Origin of the sequence: Nocardioides alkalitolerans DSM 16699, from assembly GCF_000426525.1 — a bacterium.
Lineage (GTDB): Bacteria > Actinomycetota > Actinomycetes > Propionibacteriales > Nocardioidaceae > Nocardioides > Nocardioides alkalitolerans.
In genome coordinates, this window is the sequence record NZ_AUFN01000014.1 from 128,243 (window position 1) to 147,269 (window position 19,027).

Below are 19,027 nucleotides of genomic sequence, written 5' to 3' on the forward strand. Positions count from 1 at the left end.
CGCTCCCCTGCCCGGTGCGCTCGCCGTACGGCGGGCAGCCCCCAGCGTGACGCAGCATGACGAACGCCCCGGTCCTGAGGACCGGGGCGTTCGTCGTACGGCGGTGCGTCAGGCGCTCGGGGCGCCCGGGAAGTCCTGGACCGTGCTCGGGTCCGGGGCCTGCACGTCGACGTCGGTGCCGAAGTCGGAGTAGGTGATGGTCTGCTCCGACTCGGGTGCGCCGGCGATCGACGGGATCGTGGTGACGACCTGGACGAGGTTGCCGTCGTCGTCGAACGCGGCCGTGTAGGTCAGCGTCTCGGGGAAGTCCGGGACCGCCTCGGTGAGCTCGGTGAGGCCCTGGGCCTCGAGCGACGCGAGGGCGTCCATCTCGACCTCGTAGACGTCGACCTCGGAGCCGTCGACGTCCTCGGTGCCCGTGTAGACGACCGAGTTGGCGGCGGTGGCGAAGAGCTCGCGGTTGGCCTCGGCGTCGAACGAGATCGAGAACGACTTCGCGAACGGGTTGTTCGGGTCGTCCAGCGGGAGGGAGAAGAAGCCACCAGCACCGTCGCCGACGTACATGACGTCGTCGACGAGGAGCACCTCGGACGACTGACCCGCCGTCTCCGTCGTGAGCTCCATCTGGACGTTCTCGGGGTCGAAGCTGATGACGCCCTCGGAGGTGACCGGGGCTGCTCCCGTCGCGTCGACCGCGACGGCGGCGGAGCCCATCTGCTCCATCGCGTCGGCGTACATGTCCGCGAACGCGGTCGGCTCGACCTCGTCGCCCTCGGCCGGACCCTCGTCCGTCTCCGGGTCGGCCTCCTCGGCGTCGCCGTCCTGCGAGCTGTCGTCGCTGCTGGAGTCGGAGGCGGTGGAGCCCCCGTCGTCATCGGAGCCGCAGGCGGCGAGGCCGCCGACGGCGAGCACTCCCAGGGTGGTGGCGGCGACGGCCCGTCGTACGTTGAAGCGGGTCATGGGGTTCTCCTCGGGTTCATCTCGGGAGACGTCCCCTCCTAGGTCCGGGGACGCCCGCGGCCACGGTGCCCCGGTGGCCCTCGCACCAAACTGGGGTCTGCCCCCCAGTCCCTCCGCCCCTCGAGGAGACGGGCGTCAGGGAGTCGTGAGCTCGCCCAGGCCGAGCTCGGCGAAGTCGATCGTGGTGTCCTCGGCGGGCGCCTCGACCGTGACGTCGGAGCCGTAGTCGTCGAACCGGATCGTGATCGTGGAGTCCTCGCCGGACGCCGGGTCGGGCAGGGCCATGTCGAGCTGGCGCACCAGGCCGTCGGCGTCGAGGAAGACGGCGTACTCGAGCGTCTCGGGCAGGGCCGCGGCATCCTGCTCGGTGACGCCGAACTCGGCCGCGGCCGCGGCGCCGTCCATGACGACGTCGTAGCGCTCGAGCGCGGCGCCCTCGACGTCCTGCTCCCCGCCGTACGTCACCGACTCCACCGACGCCTCGAAGAGCGCCACCATCGCGTCGGGGTCGAGACCCTGGGTGAACTGGTCGGGGTCGATGCCGAGCGAGGCGGCGGCCTCGGGGTCGGAGATGTCGACGCGGAGCCACTCGGCGCCGAGGTCGGCGAAGGCGGCGCTGCCCAGGTACATGACGCCGTCGACGAGGCGCAGGTCGAGCGCCTCCCCCGCGTAGTCCATCGACATCGCCAGCTGCGGCGGGGCGGTCGTGAGGTCGACCTGGCCCTCGGCGGTCATCGCCGCGGCGCCCATGCCGGCGCCGGAGAGCTCCATCGACATCGCGGCCGAGGTCTGGCCCTCGTACGCCGCGGTGTAGAGGGCGATGAACTCCTCGGTGGGGACGGCGTCGCCCTCCGCCCGCTCGCCGTCGGCGGCGCTGGGAGCGTCACCGCTCTCGCTGCTCTCCGAGCTCGCGTCGGCCGACGCGTCCTCGGTCGTGTCGTCGGAGCCGCACGCGGCGAGGCCGGTGACGGCGAGGGCACTGAGCGAGGCGGCGGCGATCGCGCGCCGTACGGGAAGGAGGGTCATGCGGGCACCTCTCGGGTGGTCAGCGGGCGCTCAGCGCCGCTGCAGGGGCACCGTCGCCGAGGCGACGATGAGGTCGTGGAGGCCGCGTCCGTCGGGGCGGAAGACGAGCGGCGGGATCACCAGGGCGACGAGCACCGAGCGCAGCAGGGCACGCAACGGGTCGATCGGCGACGGGTTGCCGTCCATGCGTACGACGCGCAGCCGCGTCGCGAGCTTGCCGAAGGAGCCGCCCGCCAGGCTGGTGAGCACGGTGCTCTCGGCGACGAAGAGCAGCAGGGTGAGGATCGACGGGTTCACGCCCGTCAGCTCCGTGCCGGCGGACGGGAAGTAGCGCGCCGGGCCGACGAACGCGATGACGACGAGCATGCAGGCCAGCCAGTCGACGAGCACCGCCAGCATCCGCCGGGCCCACGAGGCGGTCTCGGCGGGAGCGGACTTCGCGACGGGTGTATCGGGCACCGGTCCAGGCTAACGGGGCCGTCTGAGAGCTCCCGGCTCGGCCAACCTGTTACACGGGCGAAACACTCGGGATATGGCCGCGAAACTGGTGCTGCATACTTTGCCGAGTACTCGTCCGGCCCGTTGTCGCGCCGGATGACTGACCCCGTACCAGAGCAGTCGCGTGCGCGCGGCCTGCGTAGGAGGACGAATGTTCGCCAACAGCGAAGAGCTGCTGAAGTACATCAAGGACGAGGGCGTCGAGATGGTCGACGTCCGCTTCTGTGACCTGCCCGGCGTCATGCAGCACTTCACGGTCCCGGTCTCGTCGTTCGACCAGTCGGTCTTCGACGACGGCCTCAACTTCGACGGTTCGTCGATCCGTGGGTTCCAGGCGATCCACGAGTCGGACATGTCGCTGTTCCCGGACCCGACGACGGCGTTCATCGACCCGTTCCGCGTCGCCAAGACGCTGGTGGTGAACTTCTTCATCCACGACCCGATCACGGGCGAGCCCTACTCGCGCGACCCGCGCAACATCGCCCGCAAGGCGATGAGCTACCTCGCCACGACGGGCATCGGCGACACCGCCTACTTCGCCCCCGAGGCCGAGTTCTACGTGTTCGACAACGTGCGCTTCGAGACCAAGGCGAACGCGGGCTACTACGAGATCAACTCGTCGGCCGGCGCCTGGAACACGGGTGACGCGTTCGAGAACGACAACCGCGGCTACAAGGTCAAGTACAAGGGCGGCTACTTCCCCGTCGCGCCGACCGACCACTTCGGCGAGCTGCGCGACGAGATGGTCATCGAGCTCGAGAAGTCCGGCCTCCAGGTCGAGCGCGCCCACCACGAGGTCGGCACCGCCGGCCAGGCGGAGATCAACTACCGCTTCGACGAGCTGCTCAAGGCCGCCGACGACGTGATGAAGTTCAAGTACATCATCAAGAACACGGCGTGGCGCAACGGCAAGACCGCGACCTTCATGCCGAAGCCGATCTTCGGCGACAACGGCTCGGGCATGCACGTGCACCAGTCGATCTGGAACGAGGGCTCGCCCCTGTTCTACGACGAGACCGGCTACGGCGGCCTCTCCGACATGGCGCGCTGGTACATCGGCGGCATCCTGAAGCACGCCCCGTCGCTGCTCGCCTTCACGAACCCGACGGTGAACTCCTACCACCGCCTGGTGCCGGGCTTCGAGGCGCCGATCTCCCTCGTCTACTCGCAGCGCAACCGCTCGGCCTGCGTGCGCATCCCGATCACGGGCTCCAACCCGAAGGCGAAGCGCATCGAGTTCCGCTGCCCCGACCCGTCGGCGAACCCGTACCTCGCGTTCTCGGCGCTGCTCCTCGCGGGCATCGACGGCATCAAGAACAAGGTCGAGCCCGCCGCCCCGATCGACAAGGACATCTACGAGCTCCCGCCGGACGAGATGGCCGAGATCGACCAGGTGCCCACCTCGCTCGGCGCGGTCATGGACAACCTGGAGTCCGACCACGAGTTCCTGACGGCCGGCGACGTGTTCACGCCCGACCTGATCGAGACGTGGATCGACTACAAGCGCACGCAGGAGATCCTCCCCGTGCAGCTGCGGCCGCACCCGCACGAGTTCGAGCTGTACTACGACATCTGAGTCGAGTGACCGCGACGCCCCCGCCGACCACCTGGTCGTGCGGGGGCGTTGCCGTTGTACGACGCGACGCGGACTTCGTCCGACGGGATCCGCGTGCCCGCCCTCAGGTGCTCGAGCCGCTCGACGCGGCTGCGGTCCGACGCATCGCGGGAGCCCCGACGGCCGGCCCCAGCGCGAGGACGAGGAACGCGTACTGCCAGCCGACCGCGTCGGCCAGCAGCGGCACGAGCTGGATGCTGGCGACGGTGAGCGCGAAGCCCAGGGCGGTCTGAGCGCTCAGCGCCGTGCCGACGAACCTCTGGTCGGCGACCTCGGACAGGGCGGTGGAGAACACCCCGGAGTCCGCGATGACGGAGGCGCCCCAGACGGCGCAGAAGATCGCGAGCACCGGTAGCGGCGCGAGGAACGCGACCGGGGACACGAGGCAGCAGGCACCGCTGACGCTCAACGCGGTGACCGCCGCCGCGGAGCGGCCGTACCGGTCCGCGGCCCATCCACCGAGGAGACAGCCGGCGAGCCCGCACAGCCCCATGGTGACGAAGACCAGGAGCGCCGTGCGGGTGCCGAGGTCCGTGGACGCCCGTGAGTGCGTCAGGAACATCGGGACCCAGGTCCACAGCGCGTACAGCTCCCACATGTGGCCGAAGTAGCCGACGTTCACCCGGCGCGGACCCGGCTCGGCGAACATCGTCAGCGCGTAGCGGGGGTGCAGCGTCCGTGGCCCCGCCGCCAGGTGCGGTCCAGGTCGAACGACCACCAGCGCCACGGTCGCGCCGACGAGCCCTGCAGCGGCGGTCACCTGCAGCACGTAGCGCCAGGGCAGCGTCACGAGCCCGCCCACCAGGTGGGGCAGCGTCGACCCGATGGTGAGCGCTCCGATGAGCAGACCCATGGCCAGCCCACGGTTGCTGGTGGGCGCCCACGACGCCATCAGCTTGATGCCGACGGGATACACGCCGGCGAGGAACACGCCGGTCAGGAACCGCAGCACCAGCGCGGGCAGCAGACCGTCGGCCAGCGAGGCGAGCGCGAGGGTGCAGCCAGCCGCCAGGGCTGCGCTCGCCGCCATGAGGACGTGCGGTGGACAGCGGTCGGCGAGGTTCAGGACGGTGGAGGCCAGTGCGCCGACGACGAAGCCGAGCTGCACGGTGCCCGTGAGCCACACGGCCTGGGCGCTCGAGATGCCCCAGTCGGCCTGCACGCTCGGAACGACGGCCGACATCGAGAACCACACAGCCAGCCCGAGCACCTGGACGGCCGCGATGGCCGAGCGCTGCGAGGTGGCCGTCATCTCGTGATCCTCCCAGGCCACACGTCCCCCGCCGACCACCTGGTCGTGCGGGGGCGTTGCTGCTGTACGGCGCGACGCACGCGGCGCCTACGATGGCCGCGATCCCGATGAGCCACTCCGACGACGACGCCCGCAGATTGCTGCTCGTCGTCGACGCACCGTCGCTGCTGCACCGCAACCACCACGCCCGCGCCCACACCCGGGCGCTCGACCGGGCCGGGCGGCCGGTCTGGGCGCTGCACGGGATGCTGCGCCAGATCATCGAGTCCATCGACGGGTTCGCCCCCGACGCCGTGCTGTTCGGCCTCGACGACCGGACCGCTTCCGTGCGCCGCGACGCCTACCCGGCGTACAAGGCCGGACGCGCCGAGAAGCACCCCGAGCTCGTCGCCCAGCTCGAGCGGGCGGGCGCGCTCCTCGACGCGCTCGGCCTGGCCACCCTCACCCCGCCCGGGCTCGAGGCCGACGACGTCAGCGCCTCGGGCGCCACCTGGGCCGTCCGGCACGGCTGGGACTGCGTGATCATCACGTCCGACCGCGACGCCTTCGCCCACATCAGCGACCACACCAAGGTGCTCCGCCTGATCGACGGCGGCATCCACGGCTCCCCGCTGCTCGACCCGCGGCGGCTGCACGCCATGTACGGGGTGGCCGCCGAGAACTACCTCGCGTACGCGGCGCTGCGCGGCGACGCCAGCGACAACCTCCCCGGCGTACCGGGCATCGGGCAGAAAACCGCCGCGCCGCTGCTGGAGACCGCCGGCTCGATGGAGGCGGTGTGGGCCGACATCGACCACGACGAGGGGCGCTCGCTCGCCGCGGCCCTCGACTCGTGGTCGGCGGACCACGGGGGCCGTCGCCTCGGCGACCGCGTCGTGGGTCACCTCCGGGCGCCCGGCGCCCGCGAGCGCTACGACTTCAACGTCTCGATGATGCGGGGCCACGACGACCTCGACCTCGGCCTGACGCCGGACGTGCCCGGCTCCCCCGGCCTGCTGCCGCTGGACGTCGAGCGGGTCAGCCGGGTCGTGGGGTTCCTCGGCGTCGAGGCGACGACGTCGCTGGCGGTGCGGGTCCTGACGGGCGACCCCGCCTCGGCGTCACGACGCTGAGGCGGGCACGCGCTCAGGAGACGCTGATCTCGACCTGGTCCGGGTAGAACGCCACGTGACCCGCGATGGGCGCGACGGCGTCGTACGGGTCGTCGTACACCCACACCACGTTCTCGGCACGGTCGTCGCCGTCGACGAGCGAGAAGTAGCCCGACTCGCCCTTGTAGGGGCAGTACGTCGTGTGCTCCGTCCGCTCGAGCACCGACGCGTCGACGTCGGCGAGCGGGATGTACTGCACCGGCGGGTACGACGCCTCCTGCAGGGTCTGCGCGCGGTCGGTCTCGGCGATGACCCGGCCGTGGCGTGTGACGACCACGCGGCCCTCGGTGGGGGTGACGTCGATGGGGTGGGACTCGTCGGGGATCAGGTGCGGGCGCTCGGTCATGACGTGGTCAACGCCGAACGGCGCCCAGGTCATCCCGCTCGGTCCGCGTGAGCCCCGCCCGCGAGCGTCAGCCCAGCAGGGCCAGGTCGCGCCGTACGTAGCGCAGGTGCGCCCACTCCTCCTCGAGGATCACGCGCACGCAGTCGCCGACGGTGGGATGCCAGTCGTCGCCACCCCAGGGGTTGTCGCGCTCCTCCGCGAGCAGCTCCGGGGTCGCCATGGCCAGGAAGTCCGTCACCATCTGCTGACGCTCGGCGCGGACGGCGAGGATCTCGTCGTACGTCGGTGTGTCCGCCCGGAAGATCGACATGTCGAAGCCCATCTCGCCGGCGCCGGTGAAGATGAGCCCGATCTCGTGGAGCGGCTGCTGGACCCGCAGGACGCCGCCGCGGAGCCAGGCGTCGGTCGCCAGCACCAGGTGGCGCAGGGTCTCGGCCAGCGACCACTCGTCCTCGACGTGGGCGTCGACCATGTCGGGTGGCGTGTCCGCCACGGTCGCAGCCCACGCGGCCTGCACCGCCACCCATCCCTCGCGCAGACCCTCGGGTGTCTCGGCCTTCTGCAGCTCGCGGCCCGGGAACTGACGGTTGAGCTCGGCGTCGACGAGCGGTACGACGTCGACCCCGTTGACGATCAGGGTGCCGAAGAACAGGTCGTGGCTGTCGATGTCGAGCCCGCCCACCTCGACGGCCCGCATCGTCGCGCCGCTGATGTCGGAGGACCGGAGGGTCACGCCCTTGAAGCTCGACCTCACGAAGGTGGCGCCCTCGAAGTCCTTGATGCCGGAGTAGGTCGTCATCGCTCTCCCACCGTCGCTGCCGGGACTGCCCTGACCGCCAGCGTCACGAGCCGCGGCGGCTGCGTCAAGGGCCGGACGGGTCAGACGCCCGGCCACTCCGCGTCGGGGGCCTCGTCCGGCGGCGCCGGGTCGGCTGCCGGGTGGACGGGCGCCCGGTCCCCGATCCCGGTGCGCACGGTGAGCAGCTCCGGGAAGAACGTGAGGTCGAGCGCGCGCTTCAGGAACGCCGCCCCCGAGCTGCCGCCCGTGCCCGGCTTGAAACCGATGGTGCGCTGGACGGTGCGCAGGTGGCGGAACCGCCAGAACTGGAACGCGTCCTCCAGGTCGACGAGGTCCTCGCACACGGCGTACGCCTCCCAGTGGGTCGCCGTGTCGGCGTAGATGACCGCGAAGGTCTCCACCAGGTCGGGGTGCTCGACCCACGCCTCGCGCACGTCGCGCTCGAGCACCTGCCCGGGCACGTCGTGGCCGTGACGGGCGAGGAAGCACAGGAGCGCGTCGTACACGGTCGGGGTCTCGAGGAGCGACCGCAGGCCGTGCTGCGCGTCCGGGTCCGCGTCGAAGACGGCCAGCATCGCGGCGTTCTTGTTGCCGAGGAGGAACTCCACCGAGCGGTAGAGGTACGACTGGAACCCCGACGAGGGCCCGAGGAAGCCGCGGAACTCGGCATACTCGCTCGGGGTCAGGGTCGCGAGCACCGACCACTGCTCGGTGAGGGTGCGGAAGATGTGCTTCACGCGGGCCAGGGCCTTGCGGGCCCGGCTCGGCTCGTCGGCGTCGAGGTAGCGCCGGACCGCCTCGAGCTCGTGCAGGACCAGCTTGAACCACAGCTCGGTGGTCTGGTGCTGCACGATGAAGAGCAGCTCGTCCGGGTGCTCGGGGCGGCTCAGCGGGTGCTGGGCGTCGAGCAGGGTCGCGAGGTCGAGGTACGACGCGTAGTCGAGCGTCGACCGGAAGTCGGTCCGGATGCCGTCCTCGAGCGGTCGCTCGCCCTCGCGCGGGCCGTCGTCGTGTGCGGTCACTGGTGTGCCTTCCGATCGGGTGGGGCGGACTCCTCGTCGGCCGAATTGCTCATCCGGATGACAAGAATGGTGCTCAGCACCGGCATTCCCCGCGCCGACCGGCCCACCGGTGACCGCATCGTGCCACCCTCGACGGCGGGGGTGGGGGCCGTCGTGAGGGAGATCGAGTCCGACCTGGTGCGCGTCGCTCGTCTGGAGCGGGGCGACCGGGTGCTGCTGCCTGACCGGACGTCGTGGGGATGGGTGACTGTCACCGACGTGCAGGGGTCCTCCGGGACCGGATTCGTGTACCTCCTCGAGGTGTGGCTGCCGCTCGGGGCGCGGGCCCGCGCGAGCCGCACGATCTGGCGCCACGGCTGGGACCGCGTGCACCGGTGGGACCGAGCGACGCACCCGGTCGAGGCGAGCGTCCGGCTCGCGTCGTGGCGGCGTGTCCTCATGCGGAGGAGGCGGTTGACCTACGCTCCGTCCATGCCCGCCGCCCACCACAGCACGCCATGAACCTCCTGGTCCCGTTCTTCGCGGTCCTGGGCATCCTCGTGGTGGTGTTCGTCGTGGTCCTCCTGCTCGCCGGGTTCCGACCGCAGCGCAGCCGTCGCGACACCTCGCACCGGTTCGGCCGTGGTGGTGGGTCCGGGGACGGCGGGACGACGACGTGATCACCGAGACCGCGGCCCCACGCCGTACCCGACCGAGGGCAACGCCTTAACTACGTACCCGAGCGAAAGACCTGACGTCGTACGGCCGAAAACGCCGACCCGACAAGAGGCACGACGTCAAGACCCCCCGGCAGTTCTCAGCAGCGGTAGAGACAAGGCTAAGTCCGGTACCTCGATGACGCCGCGGGTACTCGGCGCACTCGCCCGAGGTAAGGGGCGCGGGTAGCGACAATCGCTCGGCGGGGGCAAGGAGGATCGGCTTGAGTTGGCACAGACCTTGCGGGCCCGGCTCGGCTCGTCCTGATCGAGGTAGCTCCAAACGGCCTTGAGCTCGTGCAGGACGAGCTTTAGTCAGACCTCGGTGGTCTGGTGCTGGACGATGACGAGCAGCTCGGGGCGGCTAAGCGGGTACTGAGCGGGGCGTCGAGGTCCAAGTACGACGCATAGTCGAGCGTCGACCGGAAGTCGGGCTAGATGCGATCGATCCTCAAAGGGTGCACTCGTTGTTCGCGGGCCGTCGTCGGGTGCTGTCACGCACTGGTCTTCCGTGGCGCCACTTCCTACGACCGGCCGTCCCCCGCGGCGTTTGCCGACTGGATGCCCCGCTTCGCAGGTCCCGTTCCCTACGGTCACGCCGAGCCAGCACTGACCGTCATGATTTGAAGTGAGAGCTTCCTCGAAGGCCACACACAGGCGAGGGCGCTGCTTTAGGTTTGGGTCTAAGTAGACGCTGAGTGGGGGGACTATGGAGACGCTGCGCTTGTCGAAGGACGATCTTCTAGCACGGCACACCGATGAGGAGTGGCGTTCAAACTTCCTCAAGGCGGCAAGACTTGGCGAGTTTCTCGCTGGCAGCATCCTGCGCGAGAAATACAAGATCCCGGATGAGATTGTCAATACGGTACACCTTACCGAATACGGCAACAAAATACTTCAGCGCCTCGTAGTTAAGAACGACGTTCCCGCCAAGGAAGCGCGCCTAATTTGCTTCCTACGCCTTGTCCACCGAGAGCCGCTGGTCGATCTGACTCGAACAGATCTCGCCGAATTGCACAAACTTATCGACAGGCAGATTCGCGAACGCGAACTTCTGTTTCCATTTATTCTCGGTCGGGACCTTTACGATCGAGCCGCGTCGATGTACGACGACGCCCGCGACACCCTCTCTCACGCAGAGACACTCCGCCTATTAGACGGACTGCCCATCGGCGTCTTCCAAGCCGACGACCTCATCTCGGGCCCATACGGCTTATTGCAAAGCAAAGAGCGGCGATGGTTTGGGCCTGTGTCCTCGGTTCCCATGTATCACTGCAGCGAATTAACATGCTCGGCCATTCACTCTACACGCCTCAGTAGCGACCACAACGCGCCGATAAACCAACACCAGCAGGCAATGGAACGCGTCCTGGAGGCACTCGGGGATGATGAATCAGAGTGGGGAGAGTTTATCCAACACCTGGCCGGAACAGATGGCTTTCGCTATGATGACCGTTCGCTTGAGCCGCTGTGGCTCGCACTTGCAGACCTATTCGCAGACGACGAATTGCGAACCCTTTTAGCTCACTTGCTGGATTCTACTGGAGCCGAGTACCGTAGCCAATTGGAACCTCTGGCGCTTGTAGGACGCTCAGACGATATCGCAGCCTCCATCGAGTCGCGCGCCGGCCTTATTCAAGTCCTGCTCTTAACTGACAACGCAACTCTCGTAGCGGGCATCGATCAACTTGTACTCGCGTCAGACCAAGATCCCCGGCGGATCGAGGTTGAGGCAGGCGAAATTCGTCGACTAGTTACCAACCAACGACTCGCCTACGGCACTTTCGGCACGTACCCCGAGCTGTCTTCGTTGGGAGTTAGATTTACCTCTGACGAGCACTCGCTCGGCCCAATGCGCCTGAAACGCCTCGTCGACGAACTCTACTCTCTCGATCGTTCCGATGAGGTAGATGAGCTGCAGTGGCAGTTGCGCTCAGTTGAGGGAGATGATCCCCCAGAACGACTGGAGGAGTTCGTTCGATCTGCCGAGCCCGACGAGGTGATAGAGCGGCTAATACTATCTCGCCGGACCAACCTCGTCCTGGCCTGCGAGCGACTTGGACTTCGATACGACGATTTCGCTGACGATGCAACTTTTGTACAGGCGGCTTTGTGGAAGCTCGGCTTTTATCGGCATGAAGCCACAGACCTTCGCTCGAATCATTGGCAACAATTCCTGCGCTTGAAACGCTTCTGCCAAACTGCCGGAGTTGGAGCACGAGTAGACCCAGTGGAACTCCGCTCAAAAACAGCCAACTATTTCGTAGAACTGGAGGGTGTTCTTGACGATGCACTTAGTTTCGCCACGTGGGCGTTGACGTTCGATCACTTGGGCGCCGAGCGTCCATTCGATTACGAACCAACCGGAGAGCGGCTCGCTTCTTTCAAGCGTTTGAATGAGTTTGAAAGCGCCGACAAAGCTGCACCAGAGATGCTACTTGGGGACAAAAACACTCTACAACCCCTGATCAGTGGGTTCGGACGACTCGCCGACCTTCTGGAGAACATGCTGGAGAATTCAGGGGCGCACAGACGCGATTCCAAGCTGTATCCCCACTTTGCACAGCACACCAGCCTTAAGAAGTTTCCTTTCGAGCATACCGCTATTTTTCTCGACCTACTTCCCCGATCGCAAGGCAGGATTCTTGAGTCTCTGAAGTTCGTTCGCGAGACGCTTGACCGTGGAAGCGTTGCCGCCACGAGGAATGAACACATGCATTATCGCGCAACATCTCCTGAGATAAGTAAACTGGATTCAGCCCTGGACTCTGCAGAGAAGGCCGTCTCAAGGCTCGAGGCTGACGGATTGAGTCGAACTCTGTTTCGACAAGTCAGCGACCGCGGCGACAGCTGGGGCCGCAGGATCTTCACGCTACGCAGCGCCAAGGGCACAGAGATCGCATTCGCCCGACCCAGTGCTTACGACTGGCTGCGAATGCCGCTCTTGGGAAGCGGACCTCAGTACCTCATGCCAGCCGCGGTCCTCGCTCAGCCCAATGAGGTTCTCCGATTTCGGCAAACCTTTGCGACGTCATACGCACGGTACTGGCAGAACTATCCATCTCGCCGCCCACCCAGGGTCGGCGTCATCGGCGCGCGCGTAGGGTCGTCACAGGACGCCGACCTTTAGCATGAAGAGTTCGCATCCACATCGCCGCGTTGAACCAAGCACAGTTCTCGCTTGATGAGGTTCGGATGACCGCCCGCCAGGTCCGCACCCGCACCCTCATCACCGCCGACGACTGCCGCCACGACGCCGACGACATCGACCCGACGGCCCCCGGGTACGGCGCGCACCTGCCGTTCCACTCGATCCTGCAACGGTGCGGGCTCGCCTGGCGGGCCTACCTCGAGACCCTGCCCGGCTTCGACGACGGCGTCATCGTGCCCCACCTCAGCGCGGACTTCCTGGCCGAGGTGCACGTCGGGCCCATCGAGATCGCCGTCTCGCTGGTGCGCGTCGGCTCGTCGTCGTTCACCCTGCGGTGCGACGTGGAGCAGGACGGGGCGACGGCGGCGCGGGTGACGGTCGTGCTCGTGAAGTTCGACTACGAGCGCCGGCACTCCGTGCCGCTCACCGCCGACCAGCACGCGGTGCTCGGAGCCGACCTCCCCGCCGGTGGCGAGAGCTGACGTCATACGGAGCGAGCACCCGGCGCCACGATCGGGATGACGTCCCGCTCCACCTCCCCCGCCACCCCGCGCAGCCCCCTCACCCCTCGTAGCGCACGACCCCGAGGGCGAAGTCGACGTACTGGCGCGCGATGACCTCGGCGGACGCCGGGCCCTCGGCGCGGTACCACTGCGCGAGCGCGGTGCACATCGTCGCGACGGCCCGGGCGGCCTCGTGCGGCAGCGCGGTCCGGAAGACCCCCGCCTCCACGCCGTCGAGCACCGCCACGTCGACGAGCCGCTGCTCCTCGACGCGCATCGCGGCGACCCGGGGGCGCGCCTCGGGCGAGAGGCTCCGCATCTCCGAGGCCCCGACGAACGCCAGCGGGCAGCGGTGGGTGTGGAAGAGCGCGAGGCTCTCGACGGTGTGGACGAAGCGTTCGACGACGCCGTCCGCCTCCGCGATGGCGGCTTCGGTGCGGGCGCGGAGGTCGTGCATCGTCAGGTCGAGCAGCGCGACGAGCATCTCGTGCTTGCTGGCGTAGTAGTGGTAGAGCCCGGGCACCGAGAGGCCGGCGTGCTCGGCGATGGTGCGCATCGAGGCGCCGTGGTAGCCGAACTCCACGAACGACGCGAGCGCGGCGGCGAGCGCGACGTCGAGATCCAGCGGCGGGAAGTCGCGCCAGGCCCCGGGCCGGCTGAGGTCCACGGCCACCCGGACGGTCGGCTCGAGCGCGGGCAGGGGCGGCGCGGCCTGGTGCGGCCCTCCGGTGAGCAGCCGCTCCACCGTCACGCCGAGGGCACCCGCCAGGTGGGTGGTGCGCTCGCTGGAGACACCGGTCCGACCGTTCTCGATGCCGCTGAGGGTCGCGGCGCTGACCCCGAGCTCCGCGGCGAGCCCGCGCAGCGTGAGCCCGCGGGCGACCCGGAGCGCCCGCACGGTGGCGCCCAGGTTCTCCCGGTGCAGGCGTCCCGCCTCGACCGCCTCCGTCATCGCGCCTCCTCGTCGCCGTACCCGCGTGCCGATCCCGTCACCGACCCGCAGTGTTCAGGAATTCTAAACACAGCCGACACTCCGCTCGATGAGATCCACCCTTTGACAACAACGACCGGCGACGTAGATTGTGACGCGCGTCATAGCCTGACCCGATCGTCCGCTCGCTCATCGTCGCCGGCCCCGTCCAGGAGGACCCCCATGACCGAATCCGCCTCTCCCGACCTCACCGAGCTCCTCAAGGACTCCCCCTCCAACTGGGGCAAGTGGGGTGACGACGACGAGGTCGGCGGCCTCAACTACCTCGGTCCGGAGCAGGTCATCGCCGCGGCCGGGCTCATCCGCAGCGGCAAGGTGTTCACGCTCCAGCGCCTCATCGGCGACCCGAAGGGCGACCCCGTGTGGCCCGGTCGCACGCCCGCCGAGCGCACCCAGATCCTCGACGAGTCGAGCTGGGACGGCGAGGACGCGCCCGCCTTCCCCGGCGGCCTCCACTACGCCGACGACAAGATCAACGCGTTCCTCCAGGGCTCGACGCAGTACGACGCCCTCGGCCACGTCTGGTACGGCGGGCAGATCTGGAACGGGTACGACGCCCGCACCACCGTCGGCGGCCTCGACAAGGCGAGCATCGAGCCGATCGCCGAGCGCGGTGTCGTCGGTCGCGCCGTGCTGCTCGACATGGCCCGCTTCCGCGGCAAGCCGACGCTCGAGTCGGCCGAGACCTACACGCACGAGGACCTCGTCGCCTGCGCGGAGTCGCAGGGCGTCGAGCTGCGCAAGCGCGACATCCTCATCATCCGGACGAACTACCTGCAGCTCTTCTTCGACCTCGGCGACAAGTTCTACGAGGGCTTCTGCGAGCCCGGCCTGGTCTACAGCCCCGAGCTCGTCCAGTGGTTCCAGGACATGGAGATCCCCAACCTCGTCACCGACACCATCGCCAACGAGGTCACCTTCGACCCGAACAACGGCGTCGCGCTGGTGCTCCACAACGCGCTGATGCGCAACCTCGGCGTCACGCTCACCGAGATCGCGGACCTCGAGAAGCTCGCCTCGGACTGCGCCGAGGACGGTGTCTACGAGTTCTTCTACGCCGCGGCTCCGCTCAAGGTCGCCCTCGGCAGCGGCTCGCCGGTCAACCCGCTCGTGATCAAGTAGGAGGACCAGGCGACGTGAGCGTCTACGACGAGAGGCCCTGGCTGGGGCTGTACGGCGACATGCCCGCCGACCTGGAGCTCGAGCACCCGAACGCGCTCGAGATGTTCCGGGCGGGCCTGGCGGCCGACCCCGACGGGGTGGCGGTGCGCTACTTCGACGGCGTGCTGACCCGCACGGAGCTCGACGCGCAGAGCGACGCACTCGCCAGTGCGCTGCTCGCGCACGGGTTCGCGCCCGGCGACCGGCTGGCGGTCTACCTGCAGAACGTGCCGCAGTTCGTCGTCTGCATGCTCGCGACCTGGAAGGCCGGCGGTGTGCTGGTCTCGATCAACCCGATGAGCCGGAGCCGCGAGCTGACCTACCTGCTCGCGGACTCCGGCGCCACGGTGCTCGTCGCGCTCGAGTCGTTGTACGACGAGGTCGGCCGCGACGTCGTGCCCGGCAGCGACGTGCGGCTGGTGCTCACGACGAGCGAGCTCGAGTACCAGACACGGCACGACGAGCGGCTCTTCGCCGGCTCGTCCCGGCAGCGCCACGACGGCACGACCGACCTGGTCGAGCTGATCGAGCAGCACCGGGGCGAGTCGCCGCCGCCCGTCGAGCTGGGCGCCGACGACCTGGCGTTCCTGACCTACACCTCCGGCACCACCGGCGTGCCGAAGGGCGCGATGAACACGCACCGCAACGTCGTGTTCACGTCGCGGGTCTACCGCGACTGGGCGCGCTTCGGGCCCGGTGGCTCCGTGTTCGGCATCGCGCCGCTGTTCCACATCACCGGGCTGATCGGTCACATCGGCGTCAGCTTCGCAGCGCCGATCCCGCTGGTGCTGGCCTACCGGTTCGAGCCCGACGTGGTGCTGGACGCCCTCGTCGAGCACCGCCCGACGTACACGATCGGCGCGATCACGGCGTTCAACGCGCTCTTCAACTCGCCCCGGTTCACGCGCGACCACTTCTCCTCGTTCACCGCGACGTTCTCCGGCGGCGCGGCGATCTCACCGACGTCCGAGAAGGCGTTCTTCGAGGCGACCGGGCTCCAGGTGCACAACGCCTACGGCCTCACCGAGACCACGAGCCCGATGACCCTCACCCCGTTCGGCACGCCCTCCCCCGTCGACCCGACGTCCGGCGCGCTCTCGGTGGGCGTGCCGGTGCCGAGCACGATCGTCCGCATCCAGGACGACCTCGGTCAGGACGTGCCGATCGGCGACGTCGGCGAGATCGTCGCCGACGGGCCGCAGGTGGTCGCCGGCTACTGGGGCAAGCCGAAGGAGACGGCCGCCAACCTGCCCGGCGGGGCGCTCAAGAGCGGCGACGTGGGGTTCATGAACCGCGACGGGTTCGTCTTCATCGTCGACCGCAAGAAGGACATGATCAACGCGTCCGGCTACAAGGTGTGGCCGCGCGAGGTCGAGGACGTGCTCGCCGAGCACGCCGCGGTGCGCGAGTCCGCCGTCGTCGGCGTGCCCGACGAGAAGCGCGGCGAGACCGTCAAGGCGTTCGTCAGCCTCAAGGCCGGGGCCGAGACCACGCCCGAGGAGCTCATCGCCCACTGCAAGGAACGGATGGCGGCGTACAAGTATCCGCGTCAGGTCGTGATCATCGACGAGCTGCCGAAGACCGTCACCGGCAAGATCCTGCGCCGCGAGCTGCGCAGCTGACTCCGTACGGCGGCGACCCCCGCGCCGCCGTACGGCTCCACCCCGGGCACTTCACCCCCGGGTCCCGACCGACGTGAGGACCGACCATGTTCACCGTGACCTTCGTGCTCTACGAGTCGCCCGCGATGGACCGTCAGGAGTCCCTGTCCTACTGGCGCACCACGCACGCCGGGATCGTCGGTCGCGTGCCCGGGGTGCAGCGCTACGTGCAGCAGCACGCCGTCGCCGCGCCGGACGGACCCCCTCCCTTCCTGGGGGTGGCGAGCCTGAGCTTCGCCGACCAGGCGGCGTTCGAGGCGGCCGCGGGGTCGCCGGAGTTCTCCGCCGCCGTCGCGGACGTGGCGAACTTCGCCGACGGCGCCCGGCTCCCGACCGCCTTCACCGAGGAGGTCGTGATCGTTGGCTGAGCCGACGGCCGCCCCCACCGATCCGCCCGGTCTGCCCGTCGCTGCGGTCGAGGAGCACGTACGACGCGAGCTCCCCGACCTCCTGCAGGGCCCGCTCGCCGCCGAGCTGACCTCGGGGGGACGGTCGAACCTCACCTACACGCTCACCGACGGGCGCACCCGCTGGGTGCTCCGGCGCCCCCCGCTCGGCCACGTGCTGGCGACGGCTCACGACATGGGGCGTGAGCACCGGCTGCTGGCGGCCCTGGCTCCGACGGCCGTGCCGGTGCCCGCGCCGCTGCTCCTCGCCGGCCCCGACGTGATCGGGGCACCCTTCTACGTCATGGACTTCGCCGACGGCGCCGTGCTGCGCACCACCGATCAGCTGGCCGCCCTCGGCGATCCGACCGCACGGGCGGCGGCGGAGGACCTGGTCGACGTGCTGGTGCGCCTGCACGCGGTCGTGCCGGACGAGGTCGGCCTCGGCGACCTGGGCCGTCCCGCGGGCTACCTCGACCGGCAGCTCCGCACCTGGCAGCGACAGCTGGCGGCCTCCCACAGCCGCGACCTCCCCGACCTCGACGCCCTGGCGCAGCGGCTCGGCTCCGCCGTCCCGACGACGCAGCGGGACACGGTCGTCCACGGCGACTACCGCCTCGACAACGTCGTCGTCGACCCCACCGGCGGGTCGGTCGTGGCCGTGCTCGACTGGGAGATGGCCACCCTCGGCGACCCGCTCACCGACCTGGCGTCGATGGTCGTGTGGTGGTCGGGAGTGGCCGGACTCGACATCCCCGTCGCCGCGGCGCCCGGCGACGTCCCGGGCTACCCCGACGCCGACCAGCTCGTCGCCTGGTACGCCGCCGGCACGGGCCTCGACCTGGGCGACCTGTCCTGGTACCTCGGCTTCGCGTTCTTCAAGATCGCGGCGATCTTCGAGGGCATCCACTACCGCTCGCAGCAGGGCCTCACTGTCGGCGAGGACTTCGACCGCATGGGTGCCGTCGTGCCGGAGCTCGTCGAGCGGGGGCACGCGGCGCTCGGCGGCGGCTGAGCCGTGCGTGGTCAGGCGGCGCTGACCAGCTCGTCGGGCGGCACGATGCGCACGCCCGCGTCGGAGCCGAAGAACACGGGGTACGACGCGAACGGCGCCTGCTGCAGCGCGGCGTGGAGCCGCCGGACCCAGGTGCGGTCGAGCGCGGTGAGCGTCTGCCCGCCGGGGCGAGCCCGGAGGTGGGCGACGGAACCACCTGGCGCGTGCTCGGCGAGCAGGTCCTCGTGGACCCGCATCAGGCCCTCCAGGTAGCGGTCGTCGGGCGCCTCGGACGGCACGGTGTCGTCGATCTGCAGGTAGAGCGGCGTCAGCCGGCCGTCGGCGTCGAGATGGAGGCAGTGCAGCTGCGGGCGGCTGTAGCCGAGCCCGCCGTCGATGTGCTCCCAGACGGCGGTGAGGTCGGCGAGGTGGCGGATCGGGTGGTCGAGGGGGTCCATGCCGTCCAGTGTCGGACGACCCGTCCTCGCCCGCTGAGGTTCTCCACAGGGCCTGGGAGAACGGCGCGGGGCCGTCCCGAGCCCTCCGCCCCGGCTATCGTCGATCCATGCCTCGACGCAGCCTGGGTGACGTCCTCGGTGTCTACCGGCGTGACGGTCGGGTCCGCTTCGGGCGCGCGCCGTACCTCACCGACGCCGACCGCGAGAGGACCCGGAACCCCGGGCGGACCACTCGGGTCCTGCAACGCATCGGGCTCGTGTACGCCCCGGACGGGACCCGCCGCCGACTGTTCGGCGGGCGCACCCGCGACTGAGCGGTCCCGTCGGTCCGCCGACCATCCAGTGGTGCCCGCACCAC

General features: G+C 69.2%; 20 protein-coding genes. 11 read left to right on the top strand and 9 right to left on the bottom strand.

Translation table 11 applies throughout. The features are described from left to right. Positions 1-108: 108 nt before the first annotated feature. From K329_RS0114090 to K329_RS0114100, 3 genes are all read right to left on the bottom strand, one after another. Entirely contained in the window at positions 109-960 is an 852-nt protein-coding gene (locus tag K329_RS0114090; RefSeq protein ID WP_028473554.1) for a LolA-like protein, read from the bottom strand. Between the two features lie 135 nt (positions 961-1,095). Continuing rightward, the gene (locus K329_RS0114095) at positions 1,096-1,986 is read right to left on the bottom strand and encodes an SCO4651 family lipoprotein (protein WP_028473555.1); all 891 of its coding nucleotides are present in this window, start codon (positions 1,984-1,986) and stop codon (positions 1,096-1,098) included. Between the two features lie 30 nt (positions 1,987-2,016). Next, entirely contained in the window at positions 2,017-2,445 is a 429-nt protein-coding gene (locus K329_RS0114100; RefSeq protein WP_028473556.1) for an RDD family protein, read from the bottom strand. 190 nt (positions 2,446-2,635) lie between these two features. On the opposite strand from K329_RS0114100, the gene glnA reads away from it, so the two are divergent. Then, positions 2,636-4,060 carry a type I glutamate--ammonia ligase gene (glnA, locus tag K329_RS0114105; RefSeq protein WP_028473557.1) on the top strand — a complete coding sequence of 475 codons (1,425 nt, stop codon included), beginning with the start codon at positions 2,636-2,638 and terminating at the stop codon, positions 4,058-4,060. A 103-nt stretch (positions 4,061-4,163) separates the two neighbouring features. Here glnA and K329_RS0114110 read toward each other — a convergent pair whose 3' ends face one another. Further along, positions 4,164-5,351, bottom strand: coding sequence for an MFS transporter (locus tag K329_RS0114110; protein WP_028473558.1), 1,188 nt, complete (start codon positions 5,349-5,351; stop codon positions 4,164-4,166). 107 nt (positions 5,352-5,458) lie between these two features. On the opposite strand from K329_RS0114110, the gene K329_RS0114115 reads away from it, so the two are divergent. Further along, positions 5,459-6,463 (top strand): 5'-3' exonuclease, encoded by a 1,005-nt coding sequence (locus tag K329_RS0114115; protein ID WP_043643607.1) that lies wholly within the window; start codon positions 5,459-5,461, stop codon positions 6,461-6,463. Positions 6,464-6,476: 13 nt separating this feature from the next. Here the strand turns inward: K329_RS0114115 and K329_RS0114120 are convergent, their stop codons facing one another. The 3 genes from K329_RS0114120 to K329_RS26875 all read right to left on the bottom strand — a co-directional run bounded on the left by K329_RS0114120 (position 6,477) and on the right by K329_RS26875 (position 8,669). Beyond that, positions 6,477-6,848 carry a DUF427 domain-containing protein gene (locus K329_RS0114120; protein ID WP_028473560.1) on the bottom strand — a complete coding sequence of 124 codons (372 nt, stop codon included), beginning with the start codon at positions 6,846-6,848 and terminating at the stop codon, positions 6,477-6,479. Between the two features lie 67 nt (positions 6,849-6,915). After that, on the bottom strand, positions 6,916-7,647 hold the full coding sequence (locus tag K329_RS0114125) for a DinB family protein (protein WP_028473561.1): 732 nt from the start codon (positions 7,645-7,647) through the stop codon (positions 6,916-6,918). Between the two features lie 80 nt (positions 7,648-7,727). Then, positions 7,728-8,669 (bottom strand): tryptophan 2,3-dioxygenase, encoded by a 942-nt coding sequence (locus K329_RS26875; protein WP_084541298.1) that lies wholly within the window; start codon positions 8,667-8,669, stop codon positions 7,728-7,730. A 66-nt stretch (positions 8,670-8,735) separates the two neighbouring features. Between K329_RS26875 and K329_RS0114135 the strand changes: the two genes are divergently transcribed. From K329_RS0114135 to K329_RS29650, 4 genes are all read left to right on the top strand, one after another. Continuing rightward, the gene (locus K329_RS0114135) at positions 8,736-9,170 is read left to right on the top strand and encodes a hypothetical protein (RefSeq protein WP_028473562.1); all 435 of its coding nucleotides are present in this window, start codon (positions 8,736-8,738) and stop codon (positions 9,168-9,170) included. Beyond that, positions 9,167-9,328: a hypothetical protein gene (locus tag K329_RS30930; RefSeq protein WP_157571738.1), complete on the top strand. Its 162-nt coding sequence runs from the start codon at positions 9,167-9,169 to the stop codon at positions 9,326-9,328. The genes K329_RS0114135 and K329_RS30930 overlap by 4 nt, the downstream gene beginning before the upstream one ends. A 745-nt stretch (positions 9,329-10,073) precedes the next feature. After that, positions 10,074-12,494: a hypothetical protein gene (locus tag K329_RS30935; protein WP_157571739.1), complete on the top strand. Its 2,421-nt coding sequence runs from the start codon at positions 10,074-10,076 to the stop codon at positions 12,492-12,494. A gap of 65 nt (positions 12,495-12,559) precedes the next feature. After that, positions 12,560-12,997, top strand: coding sequence for an acyl-CoA thioesterase (locus tag K329_RS29650; protein WP_052336898.1), 438 nt, complete (start codon positions 12,560-12,562; stop codon positions 12,995-12,997). 79 nt (positions 12,998-13,076) lie between these two features. Here the strand turns inward: K329_RS29650 and K329_RS0114150 are convergent, their stop codons facing one another. After that, complete coding sequence (locus K329_RS0114150; protein WP_052336899.1) at positions 13,077-13,970, bottom strand: TetR-type transcription factor C-terminal domain-containing protein; 894 nt, start codon at positions 13,968-13,970, stop codon at positions 13,077-13,079. A 201-nt stretch (positions 13,971-14,171) separates the two neighbouring features. Here K329_RS0114150 and K329_RS0114155 point away from each other — a divergent pair, with 201 nt between their 5' ends. The 4 genes from K329_RS0114155 to K329_RS0114170 all read left to right on the top strand — a co-directional run bounded on the left by K329_RS0114155 (position 14,172) and on the right by K329_RS0114170 (position 18,232). Continuing rightward, positions 14,172-15,131 (top strand): cyclase family protein, encoded by a 960-nt coding sequence (locus K329_RS0114155; RefSeq protein WP_028473564.1) that lies wholly within the window; start codon positions 14,172-14,174, stop codon positions 15,129-15,131. A 14-nt stretch (positions 15,132-15,145) separates the two neighbouring features. Then, positions 15,146-16,792 (top strand): class I adenylate-forming enzyme family protein, encoded by a 1,647-nt coding sequence (locus tag K329_RS0114160; RefSeq protein ID WP_028473565.1) that lies wholly within the window; start codon positions 15,146-15,148, stop codon positions 16,790-16,792. Positions 16,793-16,878: 86 nt separating this feature from the next. Next, entirely contained in the window at positions 16,879-17,199 is a 321-nt protein-coding gene (locus tag K329_RS0114165; RefSeq protein ID WP_028473566.1) for an EthD family reductase, read from the top strand. Beyond that, complete coding sequence (locus tag K329_RS0114170; RefSeq protein WP_028473567.1) at positions 17,192-18,232, top strand: phosphotransferase family protein; 1,041 nt, start codon at positions 17,192-17,194, stop codon at positions 18,230-18,232. The genes K329_RS0114165 and K329_RS0114170 overlap by 8 nt, the downstream gene beginning before the upstream one ends. An 11-nt stretch (positions 18,233-18,243) precedes the next feature. On the opposite strand, the gene K329_RS0114175 is transcribed toward K329_RS0114170, so the two are convergent. Further along, on the bottom strand, positions 18,244-18,669 hold the full coding sequence (locus K329_RS0114175; RefSeq protein ID WP_028473568.1) for a hypothetical protein: 426 nt from the start codon (positions 18,667-18,669) through the stop codon (positions 18,244-18,246). 107 nt (positions 18,670-18,776) lie between these two features. On the opposite strand from K329_RS0114175, the gene K329_RS0114180 reads away from it, so the two are divergent. Continuing rightward, positions 18,777-18,983 (top strand): hypothetical protein, encoded by a 207-nt coding sequence (locus tag K329_RS0114180; RefSeq protein WP_028473569.1) that lies wholly within the window; start codon positions 18,777-18,779, stop codon positions 18,981-18,983. Positions 18,984-19,027: the final 44 nt, after the last annotated feature.

Bases quoted from the DNA above. Each gene is read 5' to 3' on its own strand.
- K329_RS0114175 (WP_028473568.1), bottom strand. From the start codon at position 18,669: ATGGACCCCCTCGACCACCCGATCCGCCACCTCGCCGACCTCACCGCC.
- K329_RS0114090 (WP_028473554.1), bottom strand. From the start codon at position 960: ATGACCCGCTTCAACGTACGACGGGCCGTCGCCGCCACCACCCTGGGA.
- K329_RS0114180 (WP_028473569.1), top strand. From the start codon at position 18,777: ATGCCTCGACGCAGCCTGGGTGACGTCCTCGGTGTCTACCGGCGTGAC.
- K329_RS0114115 (WP_043643607.1), top strand. From the start codon at position 5,459: ATGAGCCACTCCGACGACGACGCCCGCAGATTGCTGCTCGTCGTCGAC.
- K329_RS0114110 (WP_028473558.1), bottom strand. From the start codon at position 5,351: ATGACGGCCACCTCGCAGCGCTCGGCCATCGCGGCCGTCCAGGTGCTC.
- K329_RS0114135 (WP_028473562.1), top strand. From the start codon at position 8,736: ATGGTGCTCAGCACCGGCATTCCCCGCGCCGACCGGCCCACCGGTGAC.
- K329_RS0114165 (WP_028473566.1), top strand. From the start codon at position 16,879: ATGTTCACCGTGACCTTCGTGCTCTACGAGTCGCCCGCGATGGACCGT.
- K329_RS30930 (WP_157571738.1), top strand. From the start codon at position 9,167: ATGAACCTCCTGGTCCCGTTCTTCGCGGTCCTGGGCATCCTCGTGGTG.
- K329_RS30935 (WP_157571739.1), top strand. From the start codon at position 10,074: ATGGAGACGCTGCGCTTGTCGAAGGACGATCTTCTAGCACGGCACACC.
- K329_RS0114095 (WP_028473555.1), bottom strand. From the start codon at position 1,986: ATGACCCTCCTTCCCGTACGGCGCGCGATCGCCGCCGCCTCGCTCAGT.
- K329_RS0114120 (WP_028473560.1), bottom strand. From the start codon at position 6,848: ATGACCGAGCGCCCGCACCTGATCCCCGACGAGTCCCACCCCATCGAC.
- K329_RS29650 (WP_052336898.1), top strand. From the start codon at position 12,560: ATGACCGCCCGCCAGGTCCGCACCCGCACCCTCATCACCGCCGACGAC.
- K329_RS0114125 (WP_028473561.1), bottom strand. From the start codon at position 7,647: ATGACGACCTACTCCGGCATCAAGGACTTCGAGGGCGCCACCTTCGTG.
- glnA (WP_028473557.1), top strand. From the start codon at position 2,636: ATGTTCGCCAACAGCGAAGAGCTGCTGAAGTACATCAAGGACGAGGGC.
- K329_RS0114150 (WP_052336899.1), bottom strand. From the start codon at position 13,970: ATGACGGAGGCGGTCGAGGCGGGACGCCTGCACCGGGAGAACCTGGGC.
- K329_RS0114155 (WP_028473564.1), top strand. From the start codon at position 14,172: ATGACCGAATCCGCCTCTCCCGACCTCACCGAGCTCCTCAAGGACTCC.